The organism is Nocardioides convexus, assembly GCF_011090295.1.
This window is the reverse complement of record NZ_JAAMYA010000001.1, coordinates 4,189,378-4,213,306: the sequence shown is the minus strand read 5'-3', so window position 1 is coordinate 4,213,306 and position 23,929 is coordinate 4,189,378. Positions and strand designations below refer to the sequence as shown.

At 72.7% G+C, this 23,929-nt stretch carries 25 protein-coding genes and 12 pseudogenes; 14 read left to right on the top strand and 23 right to left on the bottom strand.

Annotated elements, in window-relative coordinates; translation table 11 throughout:
• Nucleotides 1-9: 9 nt before the first annotated feature.
• A complete protein-coding gene (locus G5V59_RS31275; RefSeq protein ID WP_278259054.1) occupies nt 10-825 on the bottom strand; it encodes a hypothetical protein in 816 nt (271 codons plus the stop codon).
• 166 nt (nt 826-991) lie between these two features.
• Between G5V59_RS31275 and G5V59_RS31270 the strand changes: the two genes are divergently transcribed.
• On the top strand, nt 992-1,213 hold the full coding sequence (locus tag G5V59_RS31270) for an inositol monophosphatase family protein (RefSeq protein WP_278259053.1): 222 nt from the start codon (nt 992-994) through the stop codon (nt 1,211-1,213).
• A 16-nt stretch (nt 1,214-1,229) separates the two neighbouring features.
• Here the strand turns inward: G5V59_RS31270 and G5V59_RS31265 are convergent, their stop codons facing one another.
• The 3 genes and pseudogenes from G5V59_RS31265 to G5V59_RS31255 form a co-directional block, all read right to left on the bottom strand.
• Nucleotides 1,230-1,739: an LCP family protein gene (locus G5V59_RS31265; protein ID WP_278260170.1), complete on the bottom strand. Its 510-nt coding sequence runs from the start codon at nt 1,737-1,739 to the stop codon at nt 1,230-1,232.
• 67 nt (nt 1,740-1,806) lie between these two features.
• Nucleotides 1,807-2,043 (bottom strand): annotated as a pseudogene (locus G5V59_RS31260) (LytR family transcriptional regulator); the annotation flags it as partial.
• A gap of 614 nt (nt 2,044-2,657) precedes the next feature.
• Nucleotides 2,658-3,671 carry a pyridoxal-phosphate dependent enzyme gene (locus tag G5V59_RS31255; RefSeq protein ID WP_278259052.1) on the bottom strand — a complete coding sequence of 338 codons (1,014 nt, stop codon included), beginning with the start codon at nt 3,669-3,671 and terminating at the stop codon, nt 2,658-2,660.
• A 75-nt stretch (nt 3,672-3,746) separates the two neighbouring features.
• Here G5V59_RS31255 and G5V59_RS31250 point away from each other — a divergent pair, with 75 nt between their 5' ends.
• Entirely contained in the window at nt 3,747-4,877 is a 1,131-nt protein-coding gene (locus tag G5V59_RS31250) for a LysR substrate-binding domain-containing protein (RefSeq protein WP_278259051.1), read from the top strand.
• A 43-nt stretch (nt 4,878-4,920) separates the two neighbouring features.
• Here the strand turns inward: G5V59_RS31250 and G5V59_RS31245 are convergent.
• Both G5V59_RS31245 and G5V59_RS31240 read right to left on the bottom strand, forming a co-directional pair.
• Nucleotides 4,921-5,016 (bottom strand): annotated as a pseudogene (locus tag G5V59_RS31245) (acyl-CoA thioesterase); the annotation flags it as partial.
• A 182-nt stretch (nt 5,017-5,198) separates the two neighbouring features.
• Nucleotides 5,199-5,369 (bottom strand): hypothetical protein, encoded by a 171-nt coding sequence (locus G5V59_RS31240; RefSeq protein ID WP_278259050.1) that lies wholly within the window; start codon nt 5,367-5,369, stop codon nt 5,199-5,201.
• 18 nt (nt 5,370-5,387) lie between these two features.
• Between G5V59_RS31240 and G5V59_RS31235 the strand changes: the two genes are divergently transcribed.
• From G5V59_RS31235 to G5V59_RS31220, 4 genes are all read left to right on the top strand, one after another.
• Nucleotides 5,388-5,657 carry a hypothetical protein gene (locus G5V59_RS31235; protein ID WP_278259049.1) on the top strand — a complete coding sequence of 90 codons (270 nt, stop codon included), beginning with the start codon at nt 5,388-5,390 and terminating at the stop codon, nt 5,655-5,657.
• Between the two features lie 8 nt (nt 5,658-5,665).
• On the top strand, nt 5,666-6,358 hold the full coding sequence (locus tag G5V59_RS31230) for an LCP family protein (protein ID WP_278259048.1): 693 nt from the start codon (nt 5,666-5,668) through the stop codon (nt 6,356-6,358).
• A gap of 171 nt (nt 6,359-6,529) precedes the next feature.
• A complete protein-coding gene (locus G5V59_RS31225; protein ID WP_278259047.1) occupies nt 6,530-6,943 on the top strand; it encodes an enoyl-CoA hydratase-related protein in 414 nt (137 codons plus the stop codon).
• Nucleotides 6,888-7,241 carry an enoyl-CoA hydratase-related protein gene (locus G5V59_RS31220; RefSeq protein WP_278259046.1) on the top strand — a complete coding sequence of 118 codons (354 nt, stop codon included), beginning with the start codon at nt 6,888-6,890 and terminating at the stop codon, nt 7,239-7,241. Before G5V59_RS31225 ends, G5V59_RS31220 begins: the two co-directional genes overlap by 56 nt.
• A gap of 260 nt (nt 7,242-7,501) precedes the next feature.
• On the opposite strand, the gene G5V59_RS31215 is transcribed toward G5V59_RS31220, so the two are convergent.
• From G5V59_RS31215 to G5V59_RS31200, 4 genes and pseudogenes are all read right to left on the bottom strand, one after another.
• Nucleotides 7,502-7,978 (bottom strand): LPXTG cell wall anchor domain-containing protein, encoded by a 477-nt coding sequence (locus tag G5V59_RS31215; RefSeq protein WP_278259045.1) that lies wholly within the window; start codon nt 7,976-7,978, stop codon nt 7,502-7,504.
• A 189-nt stretch (nt 7,979-8,167) separates the two neighbouring features.
• Nucleotides 8,168-8,953 (bottom strand): class E sortase, encoded by a 786-nt coding sequence (locus G5V59_RS31210; RefSeq protein WP_278259044.1) that lies wholly within the window; start codon nt 8,951-8,953, stop codon nt 8,168-8,170.
• A gap of 123 nt (nt 8,954-9,076) precedes the next feature.
• Nucleotides 9,077-9,448: an LPXTG cell wall anchor domain-containing protein gene (locus G5V59_RS31205; RefSeq protein ID WP_278259043.1), complete on the bottom strand. Its 372-nt coding sequence runs from the start codon at nt 9,446-9,448 to the stop codon at nt 9,077-9,079.
• Nucleotides 9,449-9,861: 413 nt separating this feature from the next.
• Nucleotides 9,862-11,019: pseudogene (locus tag G5V59_RS31200) on the bottom strand (acyl-CoA dehydrogenase family protein).
• 86 nt (nt 11,020-11,105) lie between these two features.
• On the opposite strand from G5V59_RS31200, the pseudogene G5V59_RS31195 reads away from it, so the two are divergent.
• Together G5V59_RS31195 and G5V59_RS31190 are read left to right on the top strand one after the other, a co-directional pair.
• Nucleotides 11,106-11,201, top strand: a pseudogene (locus G5V59_RS31195) (TetR family transcriptional regulator); the annotation flags it as partial.
• 766 nt (nt 11,202-11,967) lie between these two features.
• On the top strand, nt 11,968-12,237 hold the full coding sequence (locus G5V59_RS31190; protein ID WP_341351345.1) for a CoA-binding protein: 270 nt from the start codon (nt 11,968-11,970) through the stop codon (nt 12,235-12,237).
• 26 nt (nt 12,238-12,263) lie between these two features.
• Here the strand turns inward: G5V59_RS31190 and G5V59_RS31185 are convergent, their stop codons facing one another.
• From G5V59_RS31185 to G5V59_RS31140, 9 genes and pseudogenes are all read right to left on the bottom strand, one after another.
• Nucleotides 12,264-13,424, bottom strand: coding sequence for an acyltransferase family protein (locus G5V59_RS31185; protein WP_278259042.1), 1,161 nt, complete (start codon nt 13,422-13,424; stop codon nt 12,264-12,266).
• Nucleotides 13,425-13,480: 56 nt separating this feature from the next.
• Nucleotides 13,481-13,969 carry a 5-(carboxyamino)imidazole ribonucleotide mutase gene (gene purE / locus G5V59_RS31180; protein WP_278259041.1) on the bottom strand — a complete coding sequence of 163 codons (489 nt, stop codon included), beginning with the start codon at nt 13,967-13,969 and terminating at the stop codon, nt 13,481-13,483.
• Nucleotides 13,970-14,020: 51 nt separating this feature from the next.
• Nucleotides 14,021-15,129, bottom strand: a pseudogene (locus G5V59_RS38110) (5-(carboxyamino)imidazole ribonucleotide synthase).
• 73 nt (nt 15,130-15,202) lie between these two features.
• Nucleotides 15,203-15,379 (bottom strand): helix-turn-helix domain-containing protein, encoded by a 177-nt coding sequence (locus tag G5V59_RS31165; RefSeq protein ID WP_278259040.1) that lies wholly within the window; start codon nt 15,377-15,379, stop codon nt 15,203-15,205.
• Nucleotides 15,380-15,608: 229 nt separating this feature from the next.
• Entirely contained in the window at nt 15,609-16,007 is a 399-nt protein-coding gene (locus G5V59_RS31160; protein WP_278260168.1) for an adenylate/guanylate cyclase domain-containing protein, read from the bottom strand.
• Nucleotides 15,974-16,390: a hypothetical protein gene (locus G5V59_RS31155; RefSeq protein WP_278260375.1), complete on the bottom strand. Its 417-nt coding sequence runs from the start codon at nt 16,388-16,390 to the stop codon at nt 15,974-15,976. Before G5V59_RS31155 ends, G5V59_RS31160 begins: the two co-directional genes overlap by 34 nt.
• A gap of 298 nt (nt 16,391-16,688) precedes the next feature.
• Nucleotides 16,689-16,847, bottom strand: a pseudogene (locus G5V59_RS31150) (PH domain-containing protein); the annotation flags it as partial.
• 269 nt (nt 16,848-17,116) lie between these two features.
• Nucleotides 17,117-17,215, bottom strand: coding sequence for a hypothetical protein (locus G5V59_RS31145; protein WP_278260167.1), 99 nt, complete (start codon nt 17,213-17,215; stop codon nt 17,117-17,119).
• Nucleotides 17,216-17,508: 293 nt separating this feature from the next.
• Nucleotides 17,509-17,844 (bottom strand): annotated as a pseudogene (locus G5V59_RS31140) (biotin--[acetyl-CoA-carboxylase] ligase); the annotation flags it as partial.
• A gap of 168 nt (nt 17,845-18,012) precedes the next feature.
• Here G5V59_RS31140 and G5V59_RS31135 point away from each other — a divergent pair.
• Nucleotides 18,013-19,624 (top strand): annotated as a pseudogene (locus G5V59_RS31135) (acyl-CoA carboxylase subunit beta).
• Nucleotides 19,621-19,860, top strand: coding sequence for an acyl-CoA carboxylase subunit epsilon (locus tag G5V59_RS31130; RefSeq protein WP_278259039.1), 240 nt, complete (start codon nt 19,621-19,623; stop codon nt 19,858-19,860). The pseudogene G5V59_RS31135 and the gene G5V59_RS31130 overlap by 4 nt, the downstream one beginning before the upstream one ends.
• Before the next feature lie 3 nt (nt 19,861-19,863).
• Here the strand turns inward: G5V59_RS31130 and G5V59_RS31125 are convergent, their stop codons facing one another.
• The 4 genes and pseudogenes from G5V59_RS31125 to G5V59_RS31110 form a co-directional block, all read right to left on the bottom strand.
• The gene (locus G5V59_RS31125; protein ID WP_278259038.1) at nt 19,864-20,292 is read right to left on the bottom strand and encodes a TA system VapC family ribonuclease toxin; all 429 of its coding nucleotides are present in this window, start codon (nt 20,290-20,292) and stop codon (nt 19,864-19,866) included.
• Nucleotides 20,279-20,560, bottom strand: coding sequence for a CopG family transcriptional regulator (locus tag G5V59_RS31120; protein ID WP_278259037.1), 282 nt, complete (start codon nt 20,558-20,560; stop codon nt 20,279-20,281). Before G5V59_RS31120 ends, G5V59_RS31125 begins: the two co-directional genes overlap by 14 nt.
• Nucleotides 20,561-20,598: 38 nt before the next feature.
• Complete coding sequence (locus G5V59_RS31115) at nt 20,599-21,285, bottom strand: hypothetical protein (protein WP_278259036.1); 687 nt, start codon at nt 21,283-21,285, stop codon at nt 20,599-20,601.
• Between the two features lie 292 nt (nt 21,286-21,577).
• A pseudogene (locus tag G5V59_RS31110) lies at nt 21,578-21,721 on the bottom strand (epoxide hydrolase N-terminal domain-containing protein); the annotation flags it as partial.
• A 54-nt stretch (nt 21,722-21,775) separates the two neighbouring features.
• On the opposite strand from G5V59_RS31110, the pseudogene G5V59_RS31105 reads away from it, so the two are divergent.
• The 4 genes and pseudogenes from G5V59_RS31105 to G5V59_RS31090 all read left to right on the top strand — a co-directional run.
• Nucleotides 21,776-22,378, top strand: a pseudogene (locus G5V59_RS31105) (HTH domain-containing protein); the annotation flags it as partial.
• Between the two features lie 91 nt (nt 22,379-22,469).
• Nucleotides 22,470-22,754: a WYL domain-containing protein gene (locus G5V59_RS31100; RefSeq protein ID WP_341351344.1), complete on the top strand. Its 285-nt coding sequence runs from the start codon at nt 22,470-22,472 to the stop codon at nt 22,752-22,754.
• A gap of 182 nt (nt 22,755-22,936) precedes the next feature.
• Nucleotides 22,937-23,482: pseudogene (locus tag G5V59_RS31095) on the top strand (DUF885 family protein); the annotation flags it as partial.
• Nucleotides 23,483-23,546: 64 nt separating this feature from the next.
• Nucleotides 23,547-23,900: pseudogene (locus G5V59_RS31090) on the top strand (DUF885 family protein); the annotation flags it as partial.
• Nucleotides 23,901-23,929 lie beyond the last annotated feature (29 nt).

The window sequence follows — 23,929 nt, the reverse complement described above, 5'->3', positions numbered from 1 at the left end:
GCGGCCACCCTACTGGTCGGTGATCAGGGCGTCGGGGTCCAGGCGCGGCGGCACGGCGGCCAGCGCGGCCTGCACCAGCGCCGTGCGGGCCCGCACCTCGATCGTGCGCCGCACCCGGCCGAGGCCGTCGCCGACGAGGCCCTCGACCGTGGCGGCGATCGTCTTGTCGTCGTACGACGGCCGGGTGCCGGGCTCGACGTCCACGTCGGGCAGCGCGACCAGCACGGGCAGCACCTGGTCGCCGACGGCGTCGAGGACCTGGAAGCGCGCGAAGCGGTCCATCTCGGCCCAGGTGGTCTCGGCGTCGACGCCTTTGCGGCGCCGCTTGCGGTCGGTGGCGAGGACGAGCTTCGCCGCCCCCGTGACCGCGGCCGTCAGGCTCGTGCTCGGTGAAGCGCATGGACCCAGCATGACGGACCGGCGGCCGGCACCACTAACGTGGAGGCCGTGGACACCACCGCCGTGCTGACCCTCCTGCAGGACGTCGCCGCGGAGGTGATCAACCCCCGCTTCCGCGCGCTCTCCGACGAGCAGGTCTCCGAGAAGAGCCCGGGCGACCTGGTCACCGTGGCCGACCACGAGTCGGAGACGCTGATCACCGCGGCGCTGCTGGCGGCGTACCCGGACGCCGTGGTGCTGGGCGAGGAGGCGATGGCCGCCGACGCCGCGCTGCTCGACCGCTTCGCCACCGCCGAGCACGCCTTCACCGTCGACCCGGTCGACGGCACCAAGAACTTCGTCCACGGCTCGCCCGACCACGCCGTCATGGTCGCCGAGGTCGTCGCCGGCGAGGTGACCCGCGGCTGGATCTGGCAGCCCCAGCACGAGCGGTCCTACGTCGCCGAGCGGGGCGCCGGCGCCTGGCTCAACGGCGAGCGGCTGGACGTGACGAGCGGCTCGCCCGCGCCGTACCGCACCGCGCGCCGGCAGTGGGTCGGCCGCGACCTCGGGACGCTGGGCACCCTGGAGTCTGACCTGGGCCTGTTGCGGGGTGGACTACCCGCACCTGATCGGCGGGGACGCCGCGGCACTCGTCTACAGCCGCTCGATGCCGTGGGACCACCTGCCCGGCGCGCTGATCCTCACCGAGGCCGGTGGCGTGATCGGTCGTCACGACGGCGGTCCGCTCGTGCCCCGCAGGCTCGAGGGCGGGATCGTCGCGGCACCCGACCAGGACACCTACGACGCCGTCGTGGCGGCGCTGCCGGTCTGAGGCCCCTCGGCCGGGATCAACACGCGGCGGCGACGTCGTCGGTCTCGTTGGCGACGTACCCGTCGTTGCGGGAGCCGATCGAGCCGCCGGTGACCTTGCCGGGCTTCTTCTTCGCCTGGGTGGGCGCGGGCGCCTTGCCCTCGGCCCGGTCGATCGCGGCCTTGACCATGGCGTGGACCTTGTCGAGGTCTGGGTTGGCGGTGTTGACCTGCGGCGGGACCAGGGAGACCGTCGAGACCTTCTGGTCGCGGGCGCGCATCGCGAGCTGGGCGAAGTCGCCGAGCGCACCTCCCGGCACGTCGGTCTTGATCATCGCGCTGGACGCCTCGGCGATCTCCTGGAAGTTGGTGAGCGCCTGCTTGGGGCTGACCTGGGTGAGCAGCGCGGTCATCACGCACTTCTGGCGGGCCATCCGGGAGTAGTCGTCGCTGCCCTCGCGGGAGCGGGCGAACCACAGCGCCTGGTAGCCGGTGAGCTTTGCGCTTGCCCGGCTCGATGTAGCCGGTGACGTCCTTGCCGAGACCACCGACCGGGATCCGCTGCCGGACGTTGAGGGTGACCCCGCCGAAGGCGTCGACGAGGCGCCGGAAGCCCTTCATGTTGACCATCACCCAGTAGTTGATCTTCAGGTCGGTGATGCCCTCGATCGCCGAGACCGTGGCGTCGATGCCCGGGGTGTCGGAGTCGAAGAGGTCGGTGTGGTCCTCGGCCCAGGTGCTGACCCCGTTGAGGTAGCGGCCCTCGCCGCCGAAGCCCTTCGGGAACTGCTTGTCCATCACCGAGCCGTCGCGGAAGTGGAAGTTCTGCATGTTGCGCGGCAGCCCGATCATCACCGTCTTGCCGGTGGTGGCGTCGATCGAGGCGACCGTCATCGAGTCCGGGCGCAGGCCCCACCGGTCCGCGCCGGAGTCGCCGCCGAGCAGCAGGATGTTGTAGCGGCCGTCGTGGGCCGAGCCGAGCTCGCCGTCGGCGAACATCGTCAGCCAGTCCCGCTGCACGCCGGCGAGGTGCGCGCCGAACAGCAGGGTGCCGGCGACGGAGAAGCACAGCACGCCGTTGACGCCGACCACGGCACGACGGTGCGGCAGGCGCAGGCTGAGCGGCTGACCGATCCGCCAGGCGTCCACGAAGAGCGCGGCCCAGGCGATGGCGCCGGTGATGAGGTAGAGCCGCAGCACCAGCAGGAAGGTCGGGTTGAGCGCGAGGCCCAGCGCGAAGGACTTGTCGAGCAGGAGCCGGGCGCCGAGGAAGGCCAGCACGGCGAGCGTCGCCACCCAGACCCGTACGGCGATGCGGCCGACCCGGCGGTTGCCCGCCACCAGCCTGCGCCGAGCCCGGCACCACCAGGGTGAACGCCATCAGGGTCAACGCCCGGCGGAACCGCACCTGGGCGGCCCGCTGGTCGATGGCGATCCGGTCCGGAGCCTCAGGCACCCGCCCAGTATCACCAGTCACACGCGTCCCACGGCGCGCGACGCGCCGCGTCAGGCGGCCGCGAGCCGCGCGATCTCGTCCGCGGAGGCGTTCGCGCCGGTGCACATGACCGCGACCGGCCCGGCGGACCGCCCCGGCCGGCCCTCGCTCTGGGGGTGAGCAGGCCGGCCAGGGCGGCGGCTCCGGCACCCTCGGCGAGGGTGTGCGCGCGGGTGGCGAGCAGCCGCGCGGCAGCGTCGATGGCGTCGTCGAGCACCAGCACGAAGTCGTCGAGACGCCCGCGCAGGATCCGCTGGGGCAACGGGTAGCCGGTCGTCGTCGCCAGCCCCGAGGCCCGGGTGGCCGCCGGTGCGGTCTCGATGGCGCCGCTGCGCCAGGAGCGCCAGCCCGCGGGCGCCGCGGCCGACTGCACGCCGATCACCTGGCAGTCCGGTGCAAGCACGTCGCGCACCAGGCAGGCCCCGGCCGCGCCGGTGCCGCTGCCGACCGGCACGTAGACCGCCCCGAGCCGGCCTGCCCGAACAGACCGAGGTACGCCGTGGCGTGGCCCAGCACGATCCGCGGGTCGGTGGGGCAGATGAACGACGCACCCGAGTTCGCCGCCAGCGCGCGGGCCGCCTCGCCGGCCTCCCCCAGCGTGGCGCCGCGGACGAGCACGTCCGCACCGAGCGCCGCGACCGCGTCCTGCTTCACCGCGGGGGCGCTCGCCGGCATCACGATCGTGGCGCGCACGCCGGCCAACCGGGCGCCGTACGCGACGGACTGGGCGTGGTTGCCGGTCGAGCAGGTGACCAGGCCGTGACGGCGCTCGTCGTCGGTGAGGGTCGCGGCCAGGTGCACCCCGCCGCGGACCTTGAAGGATCCCGTCGGCAGCACGTGCTCGTGCTTGACGAGCACCGTCGTGCCGACCGCGGCGTCGAGCAGCGGGTGGGACTGCAGCGGGGTCGGCGGCAGGCTCACGGGCCACCAGCGCGGCAGCGCGCACCACGTCGTCGTACGTCGGGTCGGGCACCGTGGAGGACATGGCTCCATCGTCGCGGCCGGAGCACTCATCGGTCCAATAGTTCCTGTCGCGCAGATCAATCGATACGATCGATCAATGATCGACCTGCGCCGCCTCGAGGCCCTCGTCGCGCTGCACCGGACCGGCTCGGTGTCGGCCGCGGCCGCCGTCCTGCACTACGGCCAGCCGACCATCTCCCACCACCTGCGCCGGCTGGAGGCCGAGACCGGCGCCGTGCTGCTGCAGCGGGTCGGCCGCGGGATCCGGCTCACCCCGGAGGGGGTGCTGCTGGCGCGCCGTGGGGAGGAGATCCTCGGCCTGCTCGCACGCGCCGAGGCCGAGCTCCGCCGCCGCCACCAGCCTGCAGGCCGGCCGGGTCCGCCTCGCGGCCTTCCCCTCCGGCGCGGCGACCCTGGTTCCCGACGCGCTCGCACTGCTCGCCACCCGCCACCCGGGCATCGAGTCCGGAGCTCACCGAGGCGGAGCCGCCCGAGGCGCACGAGCCTGCTGCGCGCCGGCACCGTCGACCTCGCGCTCACCTTCGCCTATCCCGATCAGCCCGAGCCCGACCAGATCACCTCGGTGCCCGTGCTCGAGGACCCGCTGCACCTGGTGGTCCGCACGGGCGCCGACGGGCCCTCCCCCGACGATCTCGGCGCCTTCGCCGGGCACGAGTGGATCACCGGCTGCGAGCGCTGCCGCCGTGGTTTGCTGGCGCTGTGCGCGGACGCCGGGTTCACCCCGGCGATCGCCTTCGCCAGCGACGACTACGTCGCGGTCCAGTCGCTCGTGGCCGCCGGGCTCGGCGTGACCGTGCTGCCCGGGCTGGTGCTGCGCGCGCACCGGCACCCGGGCGTCGTCGCGCACCGGTTGGCCGCGCACCGCCGGATCCAGGCTCTCGACGTACGGCGCGCCACCGCGCCCTGCCGCCGTGGACGCGGTCGCCGCGGCGCTCGGCGAGGTGGCCCTCAGGCCAGCCTGACCGCCTCGATCTCCTGCCGCTTGGCGAGCCGGTGCGCCCGGCGGATCTCCGCCTCCCGCATCCGCCGGCGGTCCTCCTCGGTCTCGGCCTCCAGCGCGGGCACCGGCCGGGCCGCGCCCGCGCCGTCGATCGCGACGAAGACGAAGTACGCCGAGCCGACGTGCCGCAGGCTCCGTGGTCGCGTCCCACGGCTGGGTCTCGATCCGCACGCCGATCTCCATCGAGGAGCCTGCCGACCCAGTTGATCTGGCCGAAGGTGCGCACGATGTCGCCCACCCGCACCGGCTCCAGGAAGGCCATCTCGTCCAGCGCGGCCGTCACGGCCGGACCCCCGCTGTGCCGCTGCGCGACGACGCCCGCGGTCGAGTCGGCGAGCTTGATCACCTCACCGCCGTGGATGTTGCCCAAGAGGTTGGCCTGGGCGCGCGAGGTCACCGACGCCAGGCTCGATCCGGGAGTACGACGGCGTGCGTGCCGCAACGATCTCGCTCACCCCCTGACGGTAGCGTCCCTCCCATGGCTGGCAAGGACGGCACCGGGGACGACGGCCCGGACTACGACTGGATCTACGGCTCCGGCTCGGGCACCGGCTCCTCCTCCTCGCGCTCCCCGCGGGGCGACGACCCCGAGCCGACCCGCCGGATCCCGGTGCAGCCGCGCCCCGGCGCGACACCGCCGCGGCGGCCCGACCGGCTCCCGCCGGCGCAGCAGTACGGCGCCACGCCCGAGCCCGCCAACCGGGCCGCACCGTCGTCGTGGGAGCCGCCGCGCTCCAGCCGCTGGCGGCGCCCGCGCACCTACGTGCGCCTGTTCTTCCTGGTCCTGGTGATCTGGCTGGCCTTCCTGGTCGCCGTCCCGCTGTTCACCTGGAGCAAGGTGGACAAGGTGGCCTTCGAGCCCAAGGGCGACCGGCCCGCGGACCAGCCCGGGACGACGTACCTGCTGGTGGGCAGCGACTCGCGCGCCGGCCTCTCCCCGGCCGAGCGCCGGCGCCTGCACACGGGCAACGCGGCCAGGCTCGCTGACCGACACGATGATGCTGCTGCACACCGGCGACGGCCCGACCACGCTCGTCTCGATCCCCCGCGACTCACCGCTGGAGATCCCCGGGCACGGCGTGGGGAAGGTCAACTCGGCGTTCAGCAAGGGGGGCATCCCACTGCTCGTGCAGACCCTGGAGAAGGCCACCGGCGTGCGCATCGACGGCTACGTCGAGATCGGCTTCGGCGGGCTGGTCGGGGTGGTCGACGCGGTCGGCGGCATCGAGATCTGCCCGAAGCGGAACATCCGCGACAAGCCCTCGGGCCTGAACGTGAAGAAGGGTTGCCAGGAGGTGGACGGCGCGACCGCGCTGGCCTACGCCCGGGCCCGCAAGTACAGCCCGATCTCCGACCTGGCCCGCGTGCAGCAGCAGCGCGAGGTGGTCGCCGCGGTCGGCAAGAAGGTGCTCTCGCCCTGGTCGGTGATCAACCCGGTCCGGTACTGGCAGACCAACGCCGCCGTGCCGGACTTCTTCCGCTTCGGCGAGGGCATGGGCCCCTGGGACGCCTCGCAGTGGGCGCTGGCGATGACCGACACCCCGAAGTCGTGCACGGTGCCGCTCGCCGGGGCGGACGCCAGCCTGGGACCGCAAGCGCGCCGGCCAGGCTCTTCGACATCATCGCCGAGGACCGCACCGACGACATCACCGCCAAGGCTCTGCACCGCCACCGGCCTCGCCGGCTGAGACCCCAAGGAAGTCCCGTGTACGACACCCTCACCTGGGAGGTCGACGCCGACGGCGTCGCCCTGCTGACCCTGCACCGACCCGACGCGCTCAACGCCTTCGACCTGACGATGGCCCGCGAGCCTGGAGCAGGTCTTCCTCACCGACGCCCGCGACGACGCGGTCAAGGCCGTGGTCGTCACCGGCTCCGGGCGGGCCTTCTGCGCCGGCATGGACCTCAGCGCCGAGGGCAACGTCTTCGGGCTGGACGAGACGCTGTCGCCGACGCCCGCGGACTTCCGGGCGTCGTACGACGCGGCGCCGTTCGACTCCGGGGTCCGCGACACCGGCGGCAAGGTCACCCTGGCCATCCACGCCCTGCCCAAGCCGGTGATCGCCGCGATCAACGGCCCGGCGGTCGGCATCGGTGCCACGATGACCCTGGCCATGGACATCCGGCTGGCCTCGGAGAAGGCCCGGATCGGCTTCGTCTTCGGGCGCCTGGGCATCGTGCCGGAGGCGTGCTCCAGCCTGGTTCCTGCCGCGGATCGTGGGCATCCAGCAGGCCCTGGAGTGGGTCTACTCCGCCGAGATCCTCACCGCTGAGCAGGCGCTCGCCGGCCGGCTGGTGCGCAGCGTGCACGCGCCCGACGACCTGCTCCCGACGGCCCTGGAGCTGGCTCGCTCCTTCGTCGTGGACCGCTCTCCCGTCGCGCTCGGCCTCGCCAAGCGGATGCTCTACCGCAACGGCGCCGCCGCCGACCCGCTCGAGGCGCACCTGACCGACTCGCTGGCGATGTACTGGACCTCGATCGGCGACGGCAAGGAGGGCGTGGCCGCCTTCCTGGAGAAGCGCGCCCCGCAGTTCACGGGCAAGGCCTCCGAGCTCCCGCCCATCGAGTGACCCCGGCGCTCACAGCGCCATGAACAGGATCTCCTCGCGGCTGTACTCCCGGCCCGGGTGCTCGGCCGCGAGGTGCGCCTGCGCCTTCTCGACCAGGCTCGTCGTCGGTGTCAGCACGCAGCGTGGTGTCGCAGGGGCAGCGCAGTGAGGGCATCAGAACCTCCGGGGTCGTCGGTGACGTCCCCACTCTAGAACCTGTTCCTCATCCGAAAAAGACCACCGGCCGCCCGTGGGCGGCCGGTGGGAGAAACGGGGTGCGCTCAGGCGGGCAGGCCCACCTGGCGACGGCGGCTGTAGCCGACGCCGGCCGCGCCCGCGCCGACCAGACCGGCGCCGAGGACCAGCCACCACACGTCGGGACCACCGGTGTTGGGGAGACCGCCGTTGGCGCCGTCCTCCTGGCCACCGGTCTCGCCGGCCACGCCGACGCGGAACGCGGTGCGCGCGTCGGAGGGCAGGAAGAACGCGCCGTCGTCGGGCGTCAGGGCCGCCGTGGCGAGGTAGCGACCACGCGGCACGACCGGGCCGGTGACGCGCACCGGCTGGTCGACGAAGTGCACGGTCGTGCTGAACAGCGGCGCGGCCACGACGGCGCGCGCAGCGCGGGCGGTGCCGGACGCGGCGGACAGCGAGACCGCGATGTCACCCTCGGGCGGGGTCTTGTAGTTCGCGCTCGCGCTCACCTCGAGCACGACCGGCTTCCCGGGGACCGCGGTGACCACCTTGATGTGGGTCACGGTCGGCAGGCTGCGGCGAGTACGGGTCGGCCTGGGCCGCCGTCGCCGGAGTCACGACCACGGCCACCGAGAGCGCGGCCAGCGCAGCAAGCCTTCCTCAGCACAATTTCCTCCTAGAGCCTCTCCCCATGCAGCGCCCGGCTCGTCAACAGTGACGGGAGAGGTGCCTTGGGACATGACTGTAGTGGGTCACTGCGCTTTCGCGGGAGTCCTCTCCACCAGGTGGCCGAAAACGATCGAGCGGTTGTCGGTGTGGAAGATCTCCGAGCAGGTCAGCAGCGTGAGGATGTGGTCGTTCGGCAGGCCGCCGATCGAGGCCGGCGGCTGGACCCCGCCCTGCTTCGGGTTCACCGGCTTGGGCTCCAGCGGCCAGGTCTGGGTGAACGGGATGACCAGGTCCTCCCCGCCCGTGTCGAGGACGTACTCGTAGGTCGCGGAGCGGGTCAGCACGAAGACCTTGTCACCGGCCCGCAGGCTCGGGAACTCGGCGAACGGCTCCCCGTGGGTCACCCGGTGCCCGGCGAGGGCGTAGTTGCCCGCGGCGCCGGCCTCGGCGGTGTCCTCCATGTGGCCGACCCCCGCCGCGAGCACGTCGGGCGTGGAGCCCTCCAGCACCGGGATCTCGTAGTCCTTGCCGAACCTCGGGATGCGCAGCAGCGCGCTGGCGTTGCCGAAGTCGGTGCGCACGACGTCCTGGCCGTCGGACCAGCCGTCCTGCAGCGCGCTGCGGACCTCGTTCTGCTTGCGCTCGGACTGCCAGTTGGTGCCCCAGAACTGCCAGGCGACCCACGCCAGGATCGCCAGGCCCGCGGCGATCAGGCCGCAGCCGATCCAGAACGAGATGCGGCGCTTCCTCGACGGCGCCTCGGCCGGCGTGCCGCCACCGGGGCGGCGGCGCTTGCGGCGCACCCGCTCCGTCTGCACGGCGCCGTCCTCCGGGCCGTCGTACGACGGGTCGTCGTGGTCCTCGGCCATGGCTGTCCCTCCTCGACCGGCCTCAGGGCGACCGGCAGCCCCCATCCAACGCCATGACGCCCAGCGGCGTCACGCGAACGCGCGGGCCGGCTCGATCAGGCCGATCAGCCTGGATCTGCTGGATCAAGCAGTAGCGCCCAGGCGGCGGCTGCCACCCACGAGGCCGCTGCCGCCGAGAACCAGGGTCAGTCCGGCGAGCAGGATCCACAGGTGCGGGCCACCGGTGTTGGGCAGGCCGCCCGAGCCGTTGCCGTCCTCCTCGCCACCGACGTCGCCGCCGGCGCCGACCCGGAAGGCGGCGGAGTTGCGGCAGCCGACGAGCGCGCCACCGTCGGGCGTGAAGGCCATCGCCACGGCGTAGCGGCCACGAGGCGGCTTCGGGCCGACCACCTCGAGCGGGGTGCCGGCGTAGCGCACGGTCTTGGTCCAGACCACGCCACGGGCGGCGAGCCGGGCAGCCTTGCGGGCCGCGGCGGTGGAGATCGTGAGCTTCACCGACCCGACCTCGGGCGAGTTGCTGTTGGAGGAGACCTCGATCGTGAGCCGGACGCGCTGGCCGACCTCGATCCGCGGCGCGCCGACGTGGCGGACTCGTCGGGATGGGAGGCGAGTAGCTCGTCGTCGGCGTGCGCCGGCGCGACAGGCACGACCAGCAGTCCCGCGAGGAACAGCGCTGTGAGGATGCGGCGCATCAAGGCCCCCAACTCCCGATTTCGGTGAAACAAGGTCCCCGTCCGCCCCCGATGGCGGACCGGATACCCAAGACAACCACGCCGGAGGGGTCCGAGTTACGCAGAACGCGCAAGTTGAGGGGTCGAAAAGTTTTCAGATCCGACGACATTCGTGATCGAGGACACAGCGGCGTCCCCGGACCGTCGCCGCCCGGGCCCGCGCCGGCTCCGGAGGACTCAGATGTCGCTCTGGACCCCCGCCAGCAGGCTGGCGCGCCATCACGATGCGCTGGACCTGGTTGGTGCCCTCGTAGATCTGGGTGATCTTGGCGTCGCGCATCATCCGCTCGACCGGGTAGTCGCGGGTGTAGCCGTAGCCCCCGAGCACCTGGACGGCATTGGTGGTGACCTCCATCGCCACGTCGGAGGCGAAGCACTTGGCAGCGGCGCCGAAGAACGTCAGGTCGCTGTCACCGCGCTCGGAGCGGCCGGCAGCGGCGTAGGTCAGCCTGGCGGGCGGCCTCGACCTTCATGCCCATCTCGGCGAGCAGGAACTGCAGGCCCTGGAAGTCGGCGATGGCCTTGCCGAACTGCTGGCGCTCCTTGGCGTAGCCCAGCGCGTAGTCGAGCGCGCCCTGGGCGACGCCCACGGCCTGGGCGGCGATGGTGATCCGGGTGTGGTCGAGGGTCTTCATGGCGTACTCGAAGCCCTTGCCCTCCTCGCCGATGATCCGGTCGCCGGGGATGCGGACGTTGTCGAAGTAGACCTCGCGGGTGGGCGAGCCCTTGATGCCGAGCTTCTTCTCGGGGGCGCCGAAGGAGACGCCCGCGTCGGACTTCTCCACCACGAAGGCGGAGATGCCCTTGGTCCGGGCGTCGGGGTCGGTGGTGGCCAGGACGGTGTAGAACTCCGACTCCCCCGCGTTGGAGATCCAGCGCTTGGTGCCGTTGAGGATCCAGTCGTCGCCGTCGCGCACGGCGCGGGTCTTCTGGTTCGCGGCGTCGGAGCCGGCATCGGGCTCGGAGAGGCAGTACGAGAAGCCGCCCTCGCCGGCCGCGAGCTTGGTGAGGTACTTCTTCTTGATCTCCTCACCGCCACCGATCATGACGGGCAGGGAGCCGAGCTTTGTTGACCGCAGGGATGAGCGACGCGGAGACGTCGGCCCGGGCGACCTCCTCGATCACGAGGACGGTGGCGAGCGCGTCGGCACCAGCGCCGCCGTACTCCTCGGGCACGTGGGGCGCGTGGAAGTCGGCCGCCACGAGTGCGTCGTGCGCCTCCTGCGGGTAGCGGGCCTCCTCGTCGACGGCCGCGGCGAAGGGCGCGACCTTGGCGTCGCAGATCGCACGGACGGCCTCGCGGATGGCCTGGTGCTCCTCGGAGAGGGCGTACATCGGGTGGTCGCTCACAGCGGGCTCCTTCGGCGTTGGTACTCAGTATCGTAACTATGAGACTCAGTTCCGTCGAGTTAGCCTGAGGCGTGCCCACCACCGCCCGCGACCGCCTCGTCGCCGCCGCCTTCGAGCTCTTCGAGGGCCAGGGGTACGACGCCACCACGGTCGAGGAGATCGCCTCGCGAGCGGGCACCGGCCGGAGCACCTTCTTCCGCCACTTCCGCGGCAAGGAGGACGTCGTGCTCCCCGACCACGACGCCCTGCTGGGCCGCGTCGCGGACCGGCTCGCGACGGCGGGCGCCGGCGGCCGGGAGGTCGCGCTGCGCGAGGCGGCGGGGCTGGTGCTGGCCCACTACCTCGCCGAGGGCGCCACCGCCCGTGCCCGCTACCGGCTGGCGAGCAGCGTCCCGGCGATCCGGGACCGCGAGGTCGCCAGCGTGCAGCGCTACGTGCGGCTGTTCTCCCAGCACATCCACACCTGGCTCGACACCGAGCCGGACGGGCCGCTGCGCGCCGAGCCTGGTGGCGGCCTCGGTGGTCATCGCCCACAACCACGTGCTGCGCCGGTGGCTGCGCGGGGAGACCGACGCGCCGGAGGAGCTCCTGGACCAGGCGCTGGCGCTCGCCCTGCCGCTGCTGCGCGGACCGGGCGGACCGGGCGGACCGGGCAGCGCGGCGCCCACCATCGTGATCACCGGCGGGGGTGCCGACGTCGAGCAGGTGGTGGCCCAGGTGCGCGAGGCACTGGCGAAGGACGCACCGGGGAAGAACGTCGGCCGCCGGAGCCTTGGACCTGCATGACCTCCGCGCCCGCGCACCTGTCCCCCGAGGCGATCGACTTCATGCTCGACGACGCCGAGACCTGGGCCGTCGTCGGCCTGTCGGGCAACCCCGACCGCACGGCGTACCGGATCGCCGAGTCTGCTCCAGCAGCGCGGCAAGCGGATCGTGCCGATCCATCCCGCGGCGCCCACGGTGCTCGGCGAGCAGGGCTACGCCTCCCTGGCCGACGTGCCCTTCCCGATCGACGTGGTCGACGTCTTCCGCCGCTCCGAGGACGCCGGGCAGTTCGCCGACGAGGCGGTCGCGATCGGCGCCAAGGGCGTGTGGTTCCAGGCCGGCGTCGTCGACCAGGCGGCCTTCGAGCGGACCCGTGCGGCCGGCGTGCCGATGGTCATGGACACCTGCCCCGCCATCGAGTGGCGCCGGCGCGGATGAGCCTCAGGCCGCGGGCTTGCGCGGCTTCAGGAACCGGTCGGCGATCTTGAGGAGCCGCTCGCGCGCCGGCAAACTCGACGTAGCGGTGCGCACCCTCGGCGAGGGCAAGTGCGAGCGCGATGACGACCACGACGGCGACGTACCCCCACCGCCCCGGTGCGCTGGTGACGTACTCCTTGCCGAAGGCGCCGAGCAGGCCGCGGTGGGTGATGTAGAGGGCGTACGACGCGGTGCCCAGCATCACCATGGCCCGGACCGAGAGGAACCGGGAGAAGAAGCCGCGGTCGGACGCCAGCGAGATGATCAGCACCGCGAACGGGACCGTCCACAACGTGCCGAAGAAGGCCGCGCCGAGCGGGCCGCTGGTCAGGTCGCGGGTCCCGCACATGACCAGCACGAAGACGATCACCGCGGCCTGGCTCAGGTGCGCGAGCACCCGCGGCATCCGGAACCCGCGGGCCAGCAGGAACGCCAGGCACATGCCGACCACGAACTCCGGCAGCCGGGTCAGCGGGTTGCGGTAGAGCCAGCGGTGGGCCGAGTCCGGGTCCACGGCCGGAAGGTCCGCGTTGCCGTTGATGACGAAGATCGCCCACAGCGTGAGCCTGGACGGCGAAGGCCAGGCCGGCGAGGGCGAGCAGGCCGCGCGCACCGAAGCGTCGTGCCGCCATCGCGACGACCGGGACCAGGAACGGGAAGAGCGCGTAGAGGAAGAGCTCCACGCAGATCGACCAGCCCGGCGCGTTGTACATCTGCGCGCCGACGCTGAGGTCGCCGGACCAGGTCTGCAGGCCCAGGAAGTGCAGCGGGAGGCTGGAGTCCTGCGGGATGCCGCGGAACTCACGCATGCAGATGGCCCAGATCAGCACCACCCAGTACAGGGGCATCACCCGGGCGATGCGGGCCACCCAGAACCGGACCACCTTGCGCCAGCCGCTGCGCGGGCTCAGCGTCGGGTAGTTGTAGGCCAGCACGAAGCCGGACAGCATGAAGAACAGCGGTACGCCGATGAAGCCGCACTGCGCGATCTTGGCCGCCCACTCCGGCGCCGACGGCGGCAGGCCGGTGTGGTGGACGACGACCGCGAGCGCGGCGACCGCCCGCAGACCGGTCAGGGAGAGGATCTCCCCCTTCGGCGGGGCGTGCTCGGTCGTCGTGGGTGCTACGGCAGCGGTGGCGGGCGGCATGCGTCCTCGGTCGTCGCGGTGGGCGTCTCGGGCGGGCGTCAGGCTATCCGATGGGATCAGCCGCCCCGGACGACGGCGCCCTTCGCCTCGGCGGCGGCCTTGAGGTCGGCCTGGAAGGCGGTCATCCGCTCCTGCAGCGTGGGGTCCGTCGCACCCAGCACCCGTACGGCGAGCAGGCCGGCGTTGCGCGCGCCGCCGATCGCGACCGTCGCCACCGGCACCCCGGCCGGCATCTGCACGATCGAGAGCAGCGAGTCCATCCCGTCGAGGTACTTCAACGGCACCGGCACACCGATGACCGGCAGCGGGGTGACCGCCGCCAGCATCCCGGGCAGGTGCGCCGCCCCGCCGGCGCCGGCGATGATCACCGACAGCCCGCGCTCGGCCGCCTCCTTGCCGTAGGCCAGCATCTCCTCCGGCATCCGGTGCGCGGAGACGACGTCGGCCTCGTAGGCGATGCCGAACTCCTCGAGCGCCTCGGCGGCCAGCCTCATCACCGGCCAGTCGGAGTCCGAGCCCATCACGATGCCCACACGCGCAGTCATGGACAGGGAGCCTAGAGCGTGACGTCCCGGGGCTCGCCACCCGGCGCCGGGCTACTCGCTGTGGTTGCCGAGGTCCCCCCGGAACCACGCGGCAGCGTGCCGGGCCCGCTCCAGGCAGTCCTCGAGGTCGTCGCCGAAGGTGTTGACGTGCCCCACCTTGCGGCCCGGGCGCAGGTCCTTGCCGTACAGGTGCACCCGCAGCCGGGGGTCGCGGGCGAGCGCGTGCGGGTAGCCGTCGTAGAGGCGGCCGACGTCGGGGTTGTCGCCGCCGAGGATGTTGACCATCACCGTCCAGCGGGCCCGCGGCTCGGGCGAGCCGAGCGGCAGGTCGAGGGCCGCGCGCAGGTGGTTCTCGAACTGGCTGGTGACCGCGCCGTCCTGGGTCCAGTGGCCGGTGTTGTGCGGGCGCATGGCGAGGCTCGTTGATCAGGATCCCTTCCGCGGTCTCGAACAGGCTCCACGGCGAGGATGCCCGTCACGCCCAGGCTCGCCGGCGATCCGCAGCGCCAGGCTCCTGCGCGGACGTGGCGAGCGCGGGGTCGAGGCCCGGCGCGGGGGCGACCACCTCGCTGCAGACGCCGTCGACCTGCAGCGTCGCCACGACGGGATACGCCGCGGCCTGGCCGCTCGGCGAGCGCGCGACCAGCGCGGAGAGCTCGCGGCGGAAGTCCACCAGGCTCCTCGGCCAGCAGCCGGACCCCCGCCTGCTCGGCGGCGGCCAGCGCCTCGGCCGCGTCCTCGGGTGTGCGGGCGAACCAGACGCCCTTGCCGTCGTACCCGCCCCGGGAGGTCTTGAGCACGCACGGCAGGCCGAACTCCTCGACCTGCGCCGCCGAGGCGACGACGGCCCAGCGCGGCTGCGGGGCGCCGAGGCGGGCCATCGCCTCCCGCATCACGACCTTGTCCTGCGCGTGCACGAGGGCCTCGGGACCGGGGTGCGCGACCACGCCGTCGTCGGCGAGGGCGCGCAGGTGCTCGGTCGGCACGTGCTCGTGGTCGAAGGTGACGACCGAGCAGCCCGCGGTCACCGCGCGCAGGGTGTCCAGGTCGCGGTAGTCCCCCACCTGCTGGTCCGGGATCACCTGCGCCGCGGAGACGCCCTCGGCCTCGGCGAGCAGCCGCAGCGGCACGCCGAGCGCGATCGCGGGCTGGGCCATCATCCGGGCGAGCTGGCCGCCGCCGATGACGGCGATGCGGGGGGAGCGTTCGGTCACGGGCCGAACTCTAAGAGACTCAGGCGGTGCCGGTCAGGTCGGCCTCGGTGGCCTCGAAGCGCAGGCCCTGCCCGCGGATGGTGGTGATCAGCCGCGGCTGGCGCGTGTCGTCGCCGAGCTTGCGGCGTACCCAGCCCAGGTGCACGTCGATCGTCTTCGAGGAGGTCCAGAAGGTCACGCCCCAGACGTCGCGCATCAGGCTCCTCGCGGGTGACCACGGACCCGGCGCGGGCGATCAGCGCGTGGACGAGGTCGAACTCCTTGCGCGACAGCAGGATCTCGCGGTCACCCCGCCACGCGCGTCGGGTCGAGGGATCGACCCGTACGTCCTGCACCTCGATCACGAGGTCAAGGTAAGGACGCCAGCCGCCCGCCCGGGGCGAAATGCCGAGAATTTTGCCTAGCGACGCCTCAGGGGTGGCAGGTCAGGCGCGTCGTACGGCGACCGGCTCGACCACGCCGAAGCCGCGCACCGGGCGCGGCGGCAGCGGGCGGGACTCGATCTGGTCCGCCGGGAGCAGGTCCGCGGTGGCGTGGTCGACGATGATCCGGTTGCGCCGGGCGACCTGGGTCAGCCGCGCGGCGAGGTTCACCGGCGGCCCGAAGACGTCGCCCAGCCGGAGGACGACGCCGCCGCTGGCCAGGCCCACCCGGACGTCGGGCATCCGGGGGTCGCGACCGATCACGTTGATGATCCCCTCGGCGGTGGTGAAGGCGGCGAGCGGGTCGTCGTTCACGTAGAGCACGGCGTCGCCCATGCTCTTGATCAGCCGGCCGCCGTCGCGGGCGATCACGTCGCCGCAGCGGGCCTCGAAGACCTCCACCAGGCTCGCCGATCCGCTCCCGGCTGACCTCGTTGGACAGCGCGGTGAAGCCCACGATGTCGGCGAACCCGACGCTGAGGTCGGTGGTGTGCGGGTCGGAGTCGACCGCCCGGACCGCCTGCATCCGGGCCACGGCGGCGGCCAGGTGGCGACGCCAGGAGTAGACGAGCAGGTCCTCGAAGCGGCCGCCGAAGCGGTCCAGCACCCAGGCGGTGGGGTCCCCGTCCTCGGGGCCACCCTGCTCGACGAAGGCGTCGTCGACGTGGTGGACCAGGCTCGCCGACCTCCCAGTCCGCGAGCCGGGCCATCGACAGGCCCACGCCCCGGGCCACGTTGAGCGCGACGTCGAAGCCGATGACCTTCTCGCCCAGCAGGTCGGCCATCAGCCGCAGCGCCTCGACGTCGGTCTCGGTGTAGGCGCGCGCGTCCCCGCGCTCGGGGAAGCCGAGGGTGCGCCACAGCCGGCGCGCCTTCTCGACCGGCAGTCCGGCCCGCTCGGCGACCTCGTCCGCGGTGAGCCTGCGGGTCCTCCCCGAGGAAGGTCAGGCTCGGGGTCCGGGTCAGACACCTTCGTCGCGGCGCGAGCCGGGGCCCTGGTGCAGGTCGTGCAGCAGGCTCGTTGAGCTGGCGCTGGGTGGCCTCCACGTGGGGGATGTCGTTGAGCCGGACCGTCCCGAAGGTCGAGGCGTCCGCGATGACCAGGCTGCCGCAGCCGAAGGGGCGGTCCATCAGGTTGATCTCGATGGAGACGTCGCTGACCCGGGCCAGCGGGATGTCGTGGCCGCGGCGGGTGATGATGCCGTTGCGGGTGATCAGCCGGCGGTCGGTGAACGCGTGCACCGTCGTCAGCCAGACCAGGAACGGGCGCACGGTGAACCACAGGATCCCGATGAGGGCGAGCACCCACACGATGTAGGTCAGCGTCTGCTGGAACCCGTCGTCGTCGAGCCTTGACCTGGGCGAACACGGCGACGGCGAGGAGCAGGACCAGCACCAGGATCGGCCCGAACAGCGCCTTGGGGTGCTGGCGGGTGCTGATGATCAGGCGCTCACCGGGGTTGAGCAGGCTTCTTGGAGATGGCCACGGCGCGATCATCCCACCTCGGAGGTCAGTCCGTCGCCCGTACGTGCACGACGTCGCCCGCACCGACCCGCTCGGTGCCGTTCGCGGTCTCCACCACCAGGCGCCCGTCGGGGTCCACGTCCACCGCCCGTCCGGACAGCGCGCCGCCGCCCGGCAGGTCCACGCGGACGTCGCGGCCCAGGGTCGCGCAGTGCGAGCGGTACGACGTGGCGAGGCGCGCCGTGCCGAGTCTCGCCGCCGGCCTGCCACAGGTCGTAGCCCTCGCGGATCGCAGCCACCACCTCGAGCAGCACCTGGGTGCGGTCGGGGGCGCCGGGTGCGGAGATCGCCAGGCTGGTGGCCGTCTCGACCGGCAGGCTCCTCGGCGGTCATCGTGACGTTGATCCCGACGCCGATGATCGCGGCCGGGCCCTCCGGGGTGTCCACCCGCTCGACGAGGATGCCGGCGACCTTGCGGTCGCCGTCCAGGAGCACGTCGTTGGGCCACTTCACCCGGGCGTCGTAGCCCAGCGCGGTGAGGGCCTTGGCCACGGTGTGCCCCACGAGCAGCGGCAGCCACGGCCACGACGCCGCGGGCACGCTCGGGCGCAGCACCAGCGAGAAGGTCACCGCCGTGCCGGGCGGGGTCTCCCAGGTCCGGTCGAGGCGGCCGCGGCCGGCGGCCTGGTGGTCGGCCGCGACCACGAGTCCCTCCGCCGCACCGGCCCGAGCGCGCTCGCGAGCGACCTCGTTGGTGGACGGAGCGACCGGCAGCAGGCTCGAGGGCGAGGCCGGGGGTCAGGGCGAAGGCCGCGGTGATCCGTTCCCCGTCGAGGGGTCCACGGTCCGGGTGCTGGGTCGAGCCGAGAGTCACGGGCACTACCCTGGCGCAGCAGGCGCTCCGAGGAAACCCCGGGGTGTCCGGAGAACGAGGAGGCCCCCTTGACCGCCCAGCCGCAGCCGGCAGAGATCGACCTTCACACCACGGCCGGAAAGATCGCCGACCTGGACCGTCGTACCGACGAGGCGGTGCACGCTCCCGCCGCCAAGGCGCAGGAGAAGCAGCACGCGAAGGGACGCAAGACCGCGCGCGAGCGCATCGAGTCTGCTCTTCGACGAGGGCAGCCTTCGTCGAGTCTCGACGAGTTCGCGCGCCACCGCTCCACCGCCTTCGGGCTGGAGAAGAACCGCCCCTACGGCGACGGCGTGATCACCGGCTACGGCACCGTCGAGGGCCGCCAGGTCTGCGTGTTCTCCCAGGACTTCACTGTCTTCGGCGGCTCGCTGGGCGAGGTCTACGGCGAGAAGATCACCAAGGTCATGGACCTGGCGATCAAGACCGGCTCCCCGATCATCGGGATCAACGAGGGCGCCGGCGCCCGGATCCAGGAGGGCGTGGTCTCCCTCGGCCTGTACGGCGAGATCTTCCGCCGCAACGTCCACGCCTCGGGCGTCATCCCGCAGATCAGCCTGATCATGGGCAACTGCGCCGGCGGGCACGTCTACTCCCCCGCCGTCACCGACTTCACCGTGATGGTCGACCAGACCTCGGCGATGTTCATCACCGGCCCCGACGTGATCAAGACCGTCACCGGCGAGGACGTCACGATGGAGGAGCTCGGCGGCGCCCGGGCCCACAACACCAAGTCCGGCAACGCGCACTACATGGCCTCCGACGAGGAGGACGCCATCGAGTACGTCAAGGCGCTGCTGTCGTTCCTGCCGCAGAACAACCTCGACGAGGCCCCGGCCTACGACGAGGAGGCGGACCTGTCGGCGTCCGAGACCGACCTGGCGCTCGACACGCTGATCCCGGACTCGCCGAACCAGCCCTACGACATGCACGACGTCATCGGCGCCGTCGTCGACGAGGGCGACTTCCTCGAGGTCCAGCAGACTCTTCGCCCCGAACATCATCACCGGCTACGGCCGCGTCGAGGGCCGCCCCGTCGGCATCGTGGCCAACCAGCCGATGCAGTTCGCCGGCACCCTCGACATCGACGCCTCGGAGAAGGCCGCGCGCTTCGTGCGCTTCTGCGATGCCTTCAACATCCCGGTGCTGACCTTCGTCGACGTGCCCGGCTTCCTGCCCGGCGTCGACCAGGAGCACCTCGGCATCATCCGCCGCGGCGCGAAAGCCTGATCTACGCCTACGCCGAGGCCACCGTCCCGCTGGTCACGATCATCACCCGCAAGGCCTACGGCGGCGCGTACGACGTGATGGGCTCCAAGCACCTCGGTGCCGACATCAACCTCGCCTGGCCCACGGCGCAGATCGCGGTGATGGGCGCGCAGGGCGCGGCCAACATCGTGCACCGACGGACCCTCGCGGCGGTGGAGGCCGAGGGCGGCGACGTCGAGGCTCGCCGTGCCGAGTCTCATCGACGAGTACGAGACCACGCTGGCGAACCCCTACATCGCCGCCGAGCGCGGGTACGTCGACGGCGTGATCATGCCGTCCGAGACCCGCGCCGAGGTCGTCAAGGCGCTGCGCCTCCTGCGCACCAAGCGCGAGTCGCTGCCCCCGAAGAAGCACGGGAACATCCCGCTGTGAGCGAGCAGAGCACGGCGCCGGAGCAGGCTCCCCTGCTCCGCATCGTCACGCCCGCGACCACCCCGGAGGAGGTCGCCGCGATCGTCGCGGTGCTCTCCGCCCTGGGCGGTGGGGAGGCCGCGCCCGAGCCACCGCGCTCGGAGTGGGCCTCGCCGGAGCGCGCGGTGCGCTCCTCCCCCGGCCGCGGCCTGCACGCCGGCCGGGGCGCCTGGCGGGCCAGCGGCCTGCCGCGCTGACCCTCAGGCGCTGAGCTCGCGCACGCGGAGCCCGTCGAACCTGCGGTAGTCGCGGTCGAAGGTGACCACCGTGCCGCCGTACGTCGCGGCGCAGGCCGCGATGTAGGCGTCGGTCACCAGGTTGCCGCGGGCCGAGGCCTCCGCCCCGATCCGGGCGAACTCCTCGAGGGTGCGCGGGTGGGCGACCCAGGTGGAGTGCGTCGGCTGGGCGACGACGGCGCCCACGAAGCCCTGGGCCTGCGCGAAGGAGGCCGGCTCCTCGAAGATGCGCCCGTTGGTGACGACCCGGGTGAAGCCCGACCACACCACGTCCGGCACCGTGAACGGCTCGCCGCGGTCCACGGACTCCGCCCACCAGGCGGTGGCCGCGCGGCTGAGGCCGTGGTCGGGCCGGAAGAGCGCGACCAGGACGTTGACGTCAGGGATGTTCACGGACGACCTGCGCGGCGACCGCCGCGTCCTCCTCGGCGTACGTCGCGTCGTGCAGCCCGGCGTTGGTCGTCAGGTCGACCCCGGGACGCAGACCACCCCTCCCCCGGAACACGGGGAGGGGTGGGCCGGCCGGCACCGGGTCGTCGGCGGCGACGAGGTAGCGGCGCAGGGACTCCTCGACCAGGTCGCCGAGGGTGATCCCGCGCTCCTGGGCGCGACGCTTCGCGGTCTCCGGGAGCCCGTCGTGCAGGTTGACCGTCGTCCGCATGTGATGACGCTAGCATCACCGCGGACGCATCACCTGCATCAAGCGGTCGCGAAGAACACCCGGAGGTCCGCGACCACGTCCTCGGGGACCTCCATCGCCGCGAAGTGACCCCCGCGGGGGTGCTCCGACCAGTGCGTGATTCCGGCGTTGTCGCGCTCGGCCAGCGAGCGGATCGTCTGGAAGTCGTCCTTGAACACCGCGACCCCGATCCGGCCGGTGCTGACGACCGGCTCGGCACCGGCGTGCTGCTCCTCGTAGTGGTAGCGGGCCGCGGAGCCGTAGGTGTTGGTCAGCCAGTAGAGCGTGGCCTGGGCCAGCACCTGCTCGGGCGTGACCAGGCTGGTGCCGTTGCCGAAGGCTCTCGAACAGGCTCGCTGTAGGCCAGCACCGCGACCGGGGAGTCGGCCAGACCGGCGGCCACGGTCTGGGGACGGGTGCCGTTCATGGAGTTGTAGCCGCCGACCGACTGGAACCACTGCATGTGCTCCAGCGCGGCGTACTCCTTCGGCCCGAAGCCCTCGAACTCGGCCGGGTCGCCCGACGGGAACGAGAACAGGTGCAGCACGTGCGCGCCGCGGAAGCCCTCCGGGTCCGCCACCGCGAGACTCACGGCCGACCATCGCGCCGCCGTCGCTGCCGTGGACGCCGTAGGAGTCGTAGCCGAGGCGGCGCATCAGCACGTCGTACGCCGAGGCGACCCGCTTCATCGTCCAGCCGGTCTCCACGACGGGGGTCGACCAGCCGAAGCCCGGCATCGAGGGGATCACCAGGTGGAAGGCCTGCTCGGCGGTGCCGCCGTGCGCCTCGGGGTCGACGAGCGGGTCGATCATGTCGAGGAAGTCGAGCACCGAGCCCGGGTAGGTGTGCGCGAGCAGCAACGGGGTGGCGTCCGCGTGCTTCGAGCGGACGTGCAGGAAGTGGATGCGCTGGCCGTCGATCTCGGTGACGAAGTCTGTCGTAGGCGTTGAGCCGGGCCTCGACCGCGCGCCAGTCGAAGGACTTCCAGCGCTCGACCATGTCGCGCAGGTAGGACTCCGGGGTGCCGTACTCCCAGGAGTCGCCGGGCACGGCGGGAGCGAAGCGGGTGCGGTCGAGACGGTCGCGGAGGTCGGTGAGGTCGGCGTCGGCGATGTCGATGGTGAAGGGCGTGATCTGGTTCATGGCACGGACGTTAGGAGCGATACCGGAACGGTTCTTTCCTGTTAGAACGGCCTCGTGCAGAAAACTTCCGGACGGGTCCTGGCGCTCCTCGGGCTGCTCCAGTCGCGGGTCGAGTGGACCGCTCCCGAGCTCGCCGAGCGACTGGCCGTGACCGAGCGGACGGTGCGCAACGACGTCGCCCGGCTGCGCGACCTCGGCTATCCGGTCGAGGCCGCGCGCGGGCGGGCCGGGCACTACCGGCTGGGCGTCGGTGCGCAGCTGCCACCGCTGCTGCTCGACGACGAGGAGGCCGTCGCGGTCGCCGTCGGGCTGCGCACCGTCACCGGCGTCGCGGGTTTCGAGGAGAGCGGCGCCCGGGCGCTGACCAGGCTGGAGCACGTGCTGCCGGACCGGCTGCGCCGCCACCTGGCCTCGCTGCGCGAGGCGACCGAGGCCGGTCCGGTCAACACCGACTCCAACGTCGAGGACCCCGAGGTCGACGCGGGCGTGCTCACCGAGATCGCCGCCGCGATCCGCGACCACCGCGGACTGCGGGCGTTCTACGGCGCCGGCCCCGACGACGAGCGCGAGCGGATCGAGGTCGAGCCCTACCGGCTGGTGGCCTGGCAGCGGCGGTGGTTCGTGGTGGGCCGCTCGCCCGAGACGAGAGCCTGGGCGCCGTACCGGGTGGACTGGATGACCCTGCGCCTGCCCGGCGGCCGCGCGTTCACGCCCGCCGCGCTGCCGGGCGACCTCACCGAGTCTGGTCGTGCGCGAGGTGGCCCGGACCGGCTGGTCGGTGCACGCCCGGCTGGTGATCGACGCGCCCGCCGAGGAGGTGCTGGCCCGGATCAACCCGGCCGTCGGCGTCGTCGAGACCCGTCCCGACGGGCGCAGCGTGCTGGTCACCGGCGGCGACAGCCTGGAGGTGGTCGCGGTGTGGATCGGGATGCTCGGCCTGGACTTCACCGTGGAGTCGCCGGCCGCCCTGGTCGACCACCTGCGGGTGCTGGCGCAGCGATATGCCGGTGCGGTGGTCGGTTCCGCCCCCTAGGGTCGGCAGCATGACGCGACTCGTGGACGCCCGGACCGACCAGTTCGTCGAGGACCTCGCCGCCCTCGACCCGATCACGGCCACCTACGCCGGGATCCCCGGGCACGACGGCGACCTGCCCGACCTCTCCCCCGACGGCTTCGCCGCCCGGGAGGAGCCTGCACCGCACTGCTCTGGCCGAGGTGGCCGCGCTCGACGTCGCCGACGAGCGCGAGCAGGTCGCCAAGGACGCCTTCCTCGAGCGCGTCGGGCTCAGCGTCGAGCGCGCCGACGCGGGCGTGGAGCGCAGCGAGTTCTCGGTGATCAGCAGCGCCGTGCACGCGGTGCGCGAGGTCTTCGACCTGATGCCCACCGAGACCGCGGAGGACTGGGACGCGATCGGCTCGCGGCTGGCCGCCATCCCCGCCGCCCTCGACGGCTACCGCACGACCCTGCTGGAGGAGGCGGACAAGGGACACCTCGCCGCCCGCCGCCAGTACGCCGAGGTGGCGAGCCAGGTCCGCGGGTGGACCGGCCAGGAGGGCACCGCGGGCGACTACTTCCTGCGCGCGGTCGCCGCCGCTCCGGAGCCGGTCCGCGACGGGCTGACCAAGGCCGCGGAGGCCGCCTCGTCGGCGTACGCCTCCTTCGGCCGGTTCGTGGAGACCGACCTGCAGCCGCGCGGCCGGGAGACCGACGGGGTCGGTCGCGAGGCCTACGCCCTGGCCTCGCGCTACTTCCTCGGCGCGAGCGTCGACCTGGAGGAGACCTACGCCTGGGGCTGGGAGGAGGCTCAAGCGGATCGAGGACGACATGGCCGCCACCGCGCAGCGGATCGTGCCCGGCGGCACCGTCGCCGACGCGGTCGCCGCGCTGGACGCCGACCCGGCCCGCGACTGCGGCAGCCGCGAGGCCTTCCAGGAGTGGATGCAGGCCCGCTCCGACGAGATCCTGCGCGCCTTCGACGGCGTGCACTTCGACATCGCCGAGCCGATCCGCACCCTGCAGTGCAAGGTCGCGCCGGTCAACGACGGCGGCGCCTGGTACTCCCCGCCCGCGGAGGGCTTCACCCGCCCCGGGACCATGTGGTTCTCCTTCACCGACGACAACAAGTACTTCTCCACCTGGCGCGAGACCACGACCGTCTTCCACGAGGGCGTGCCCGGCCACCACCTCCAGTGCGCCCAGGTCGTGCA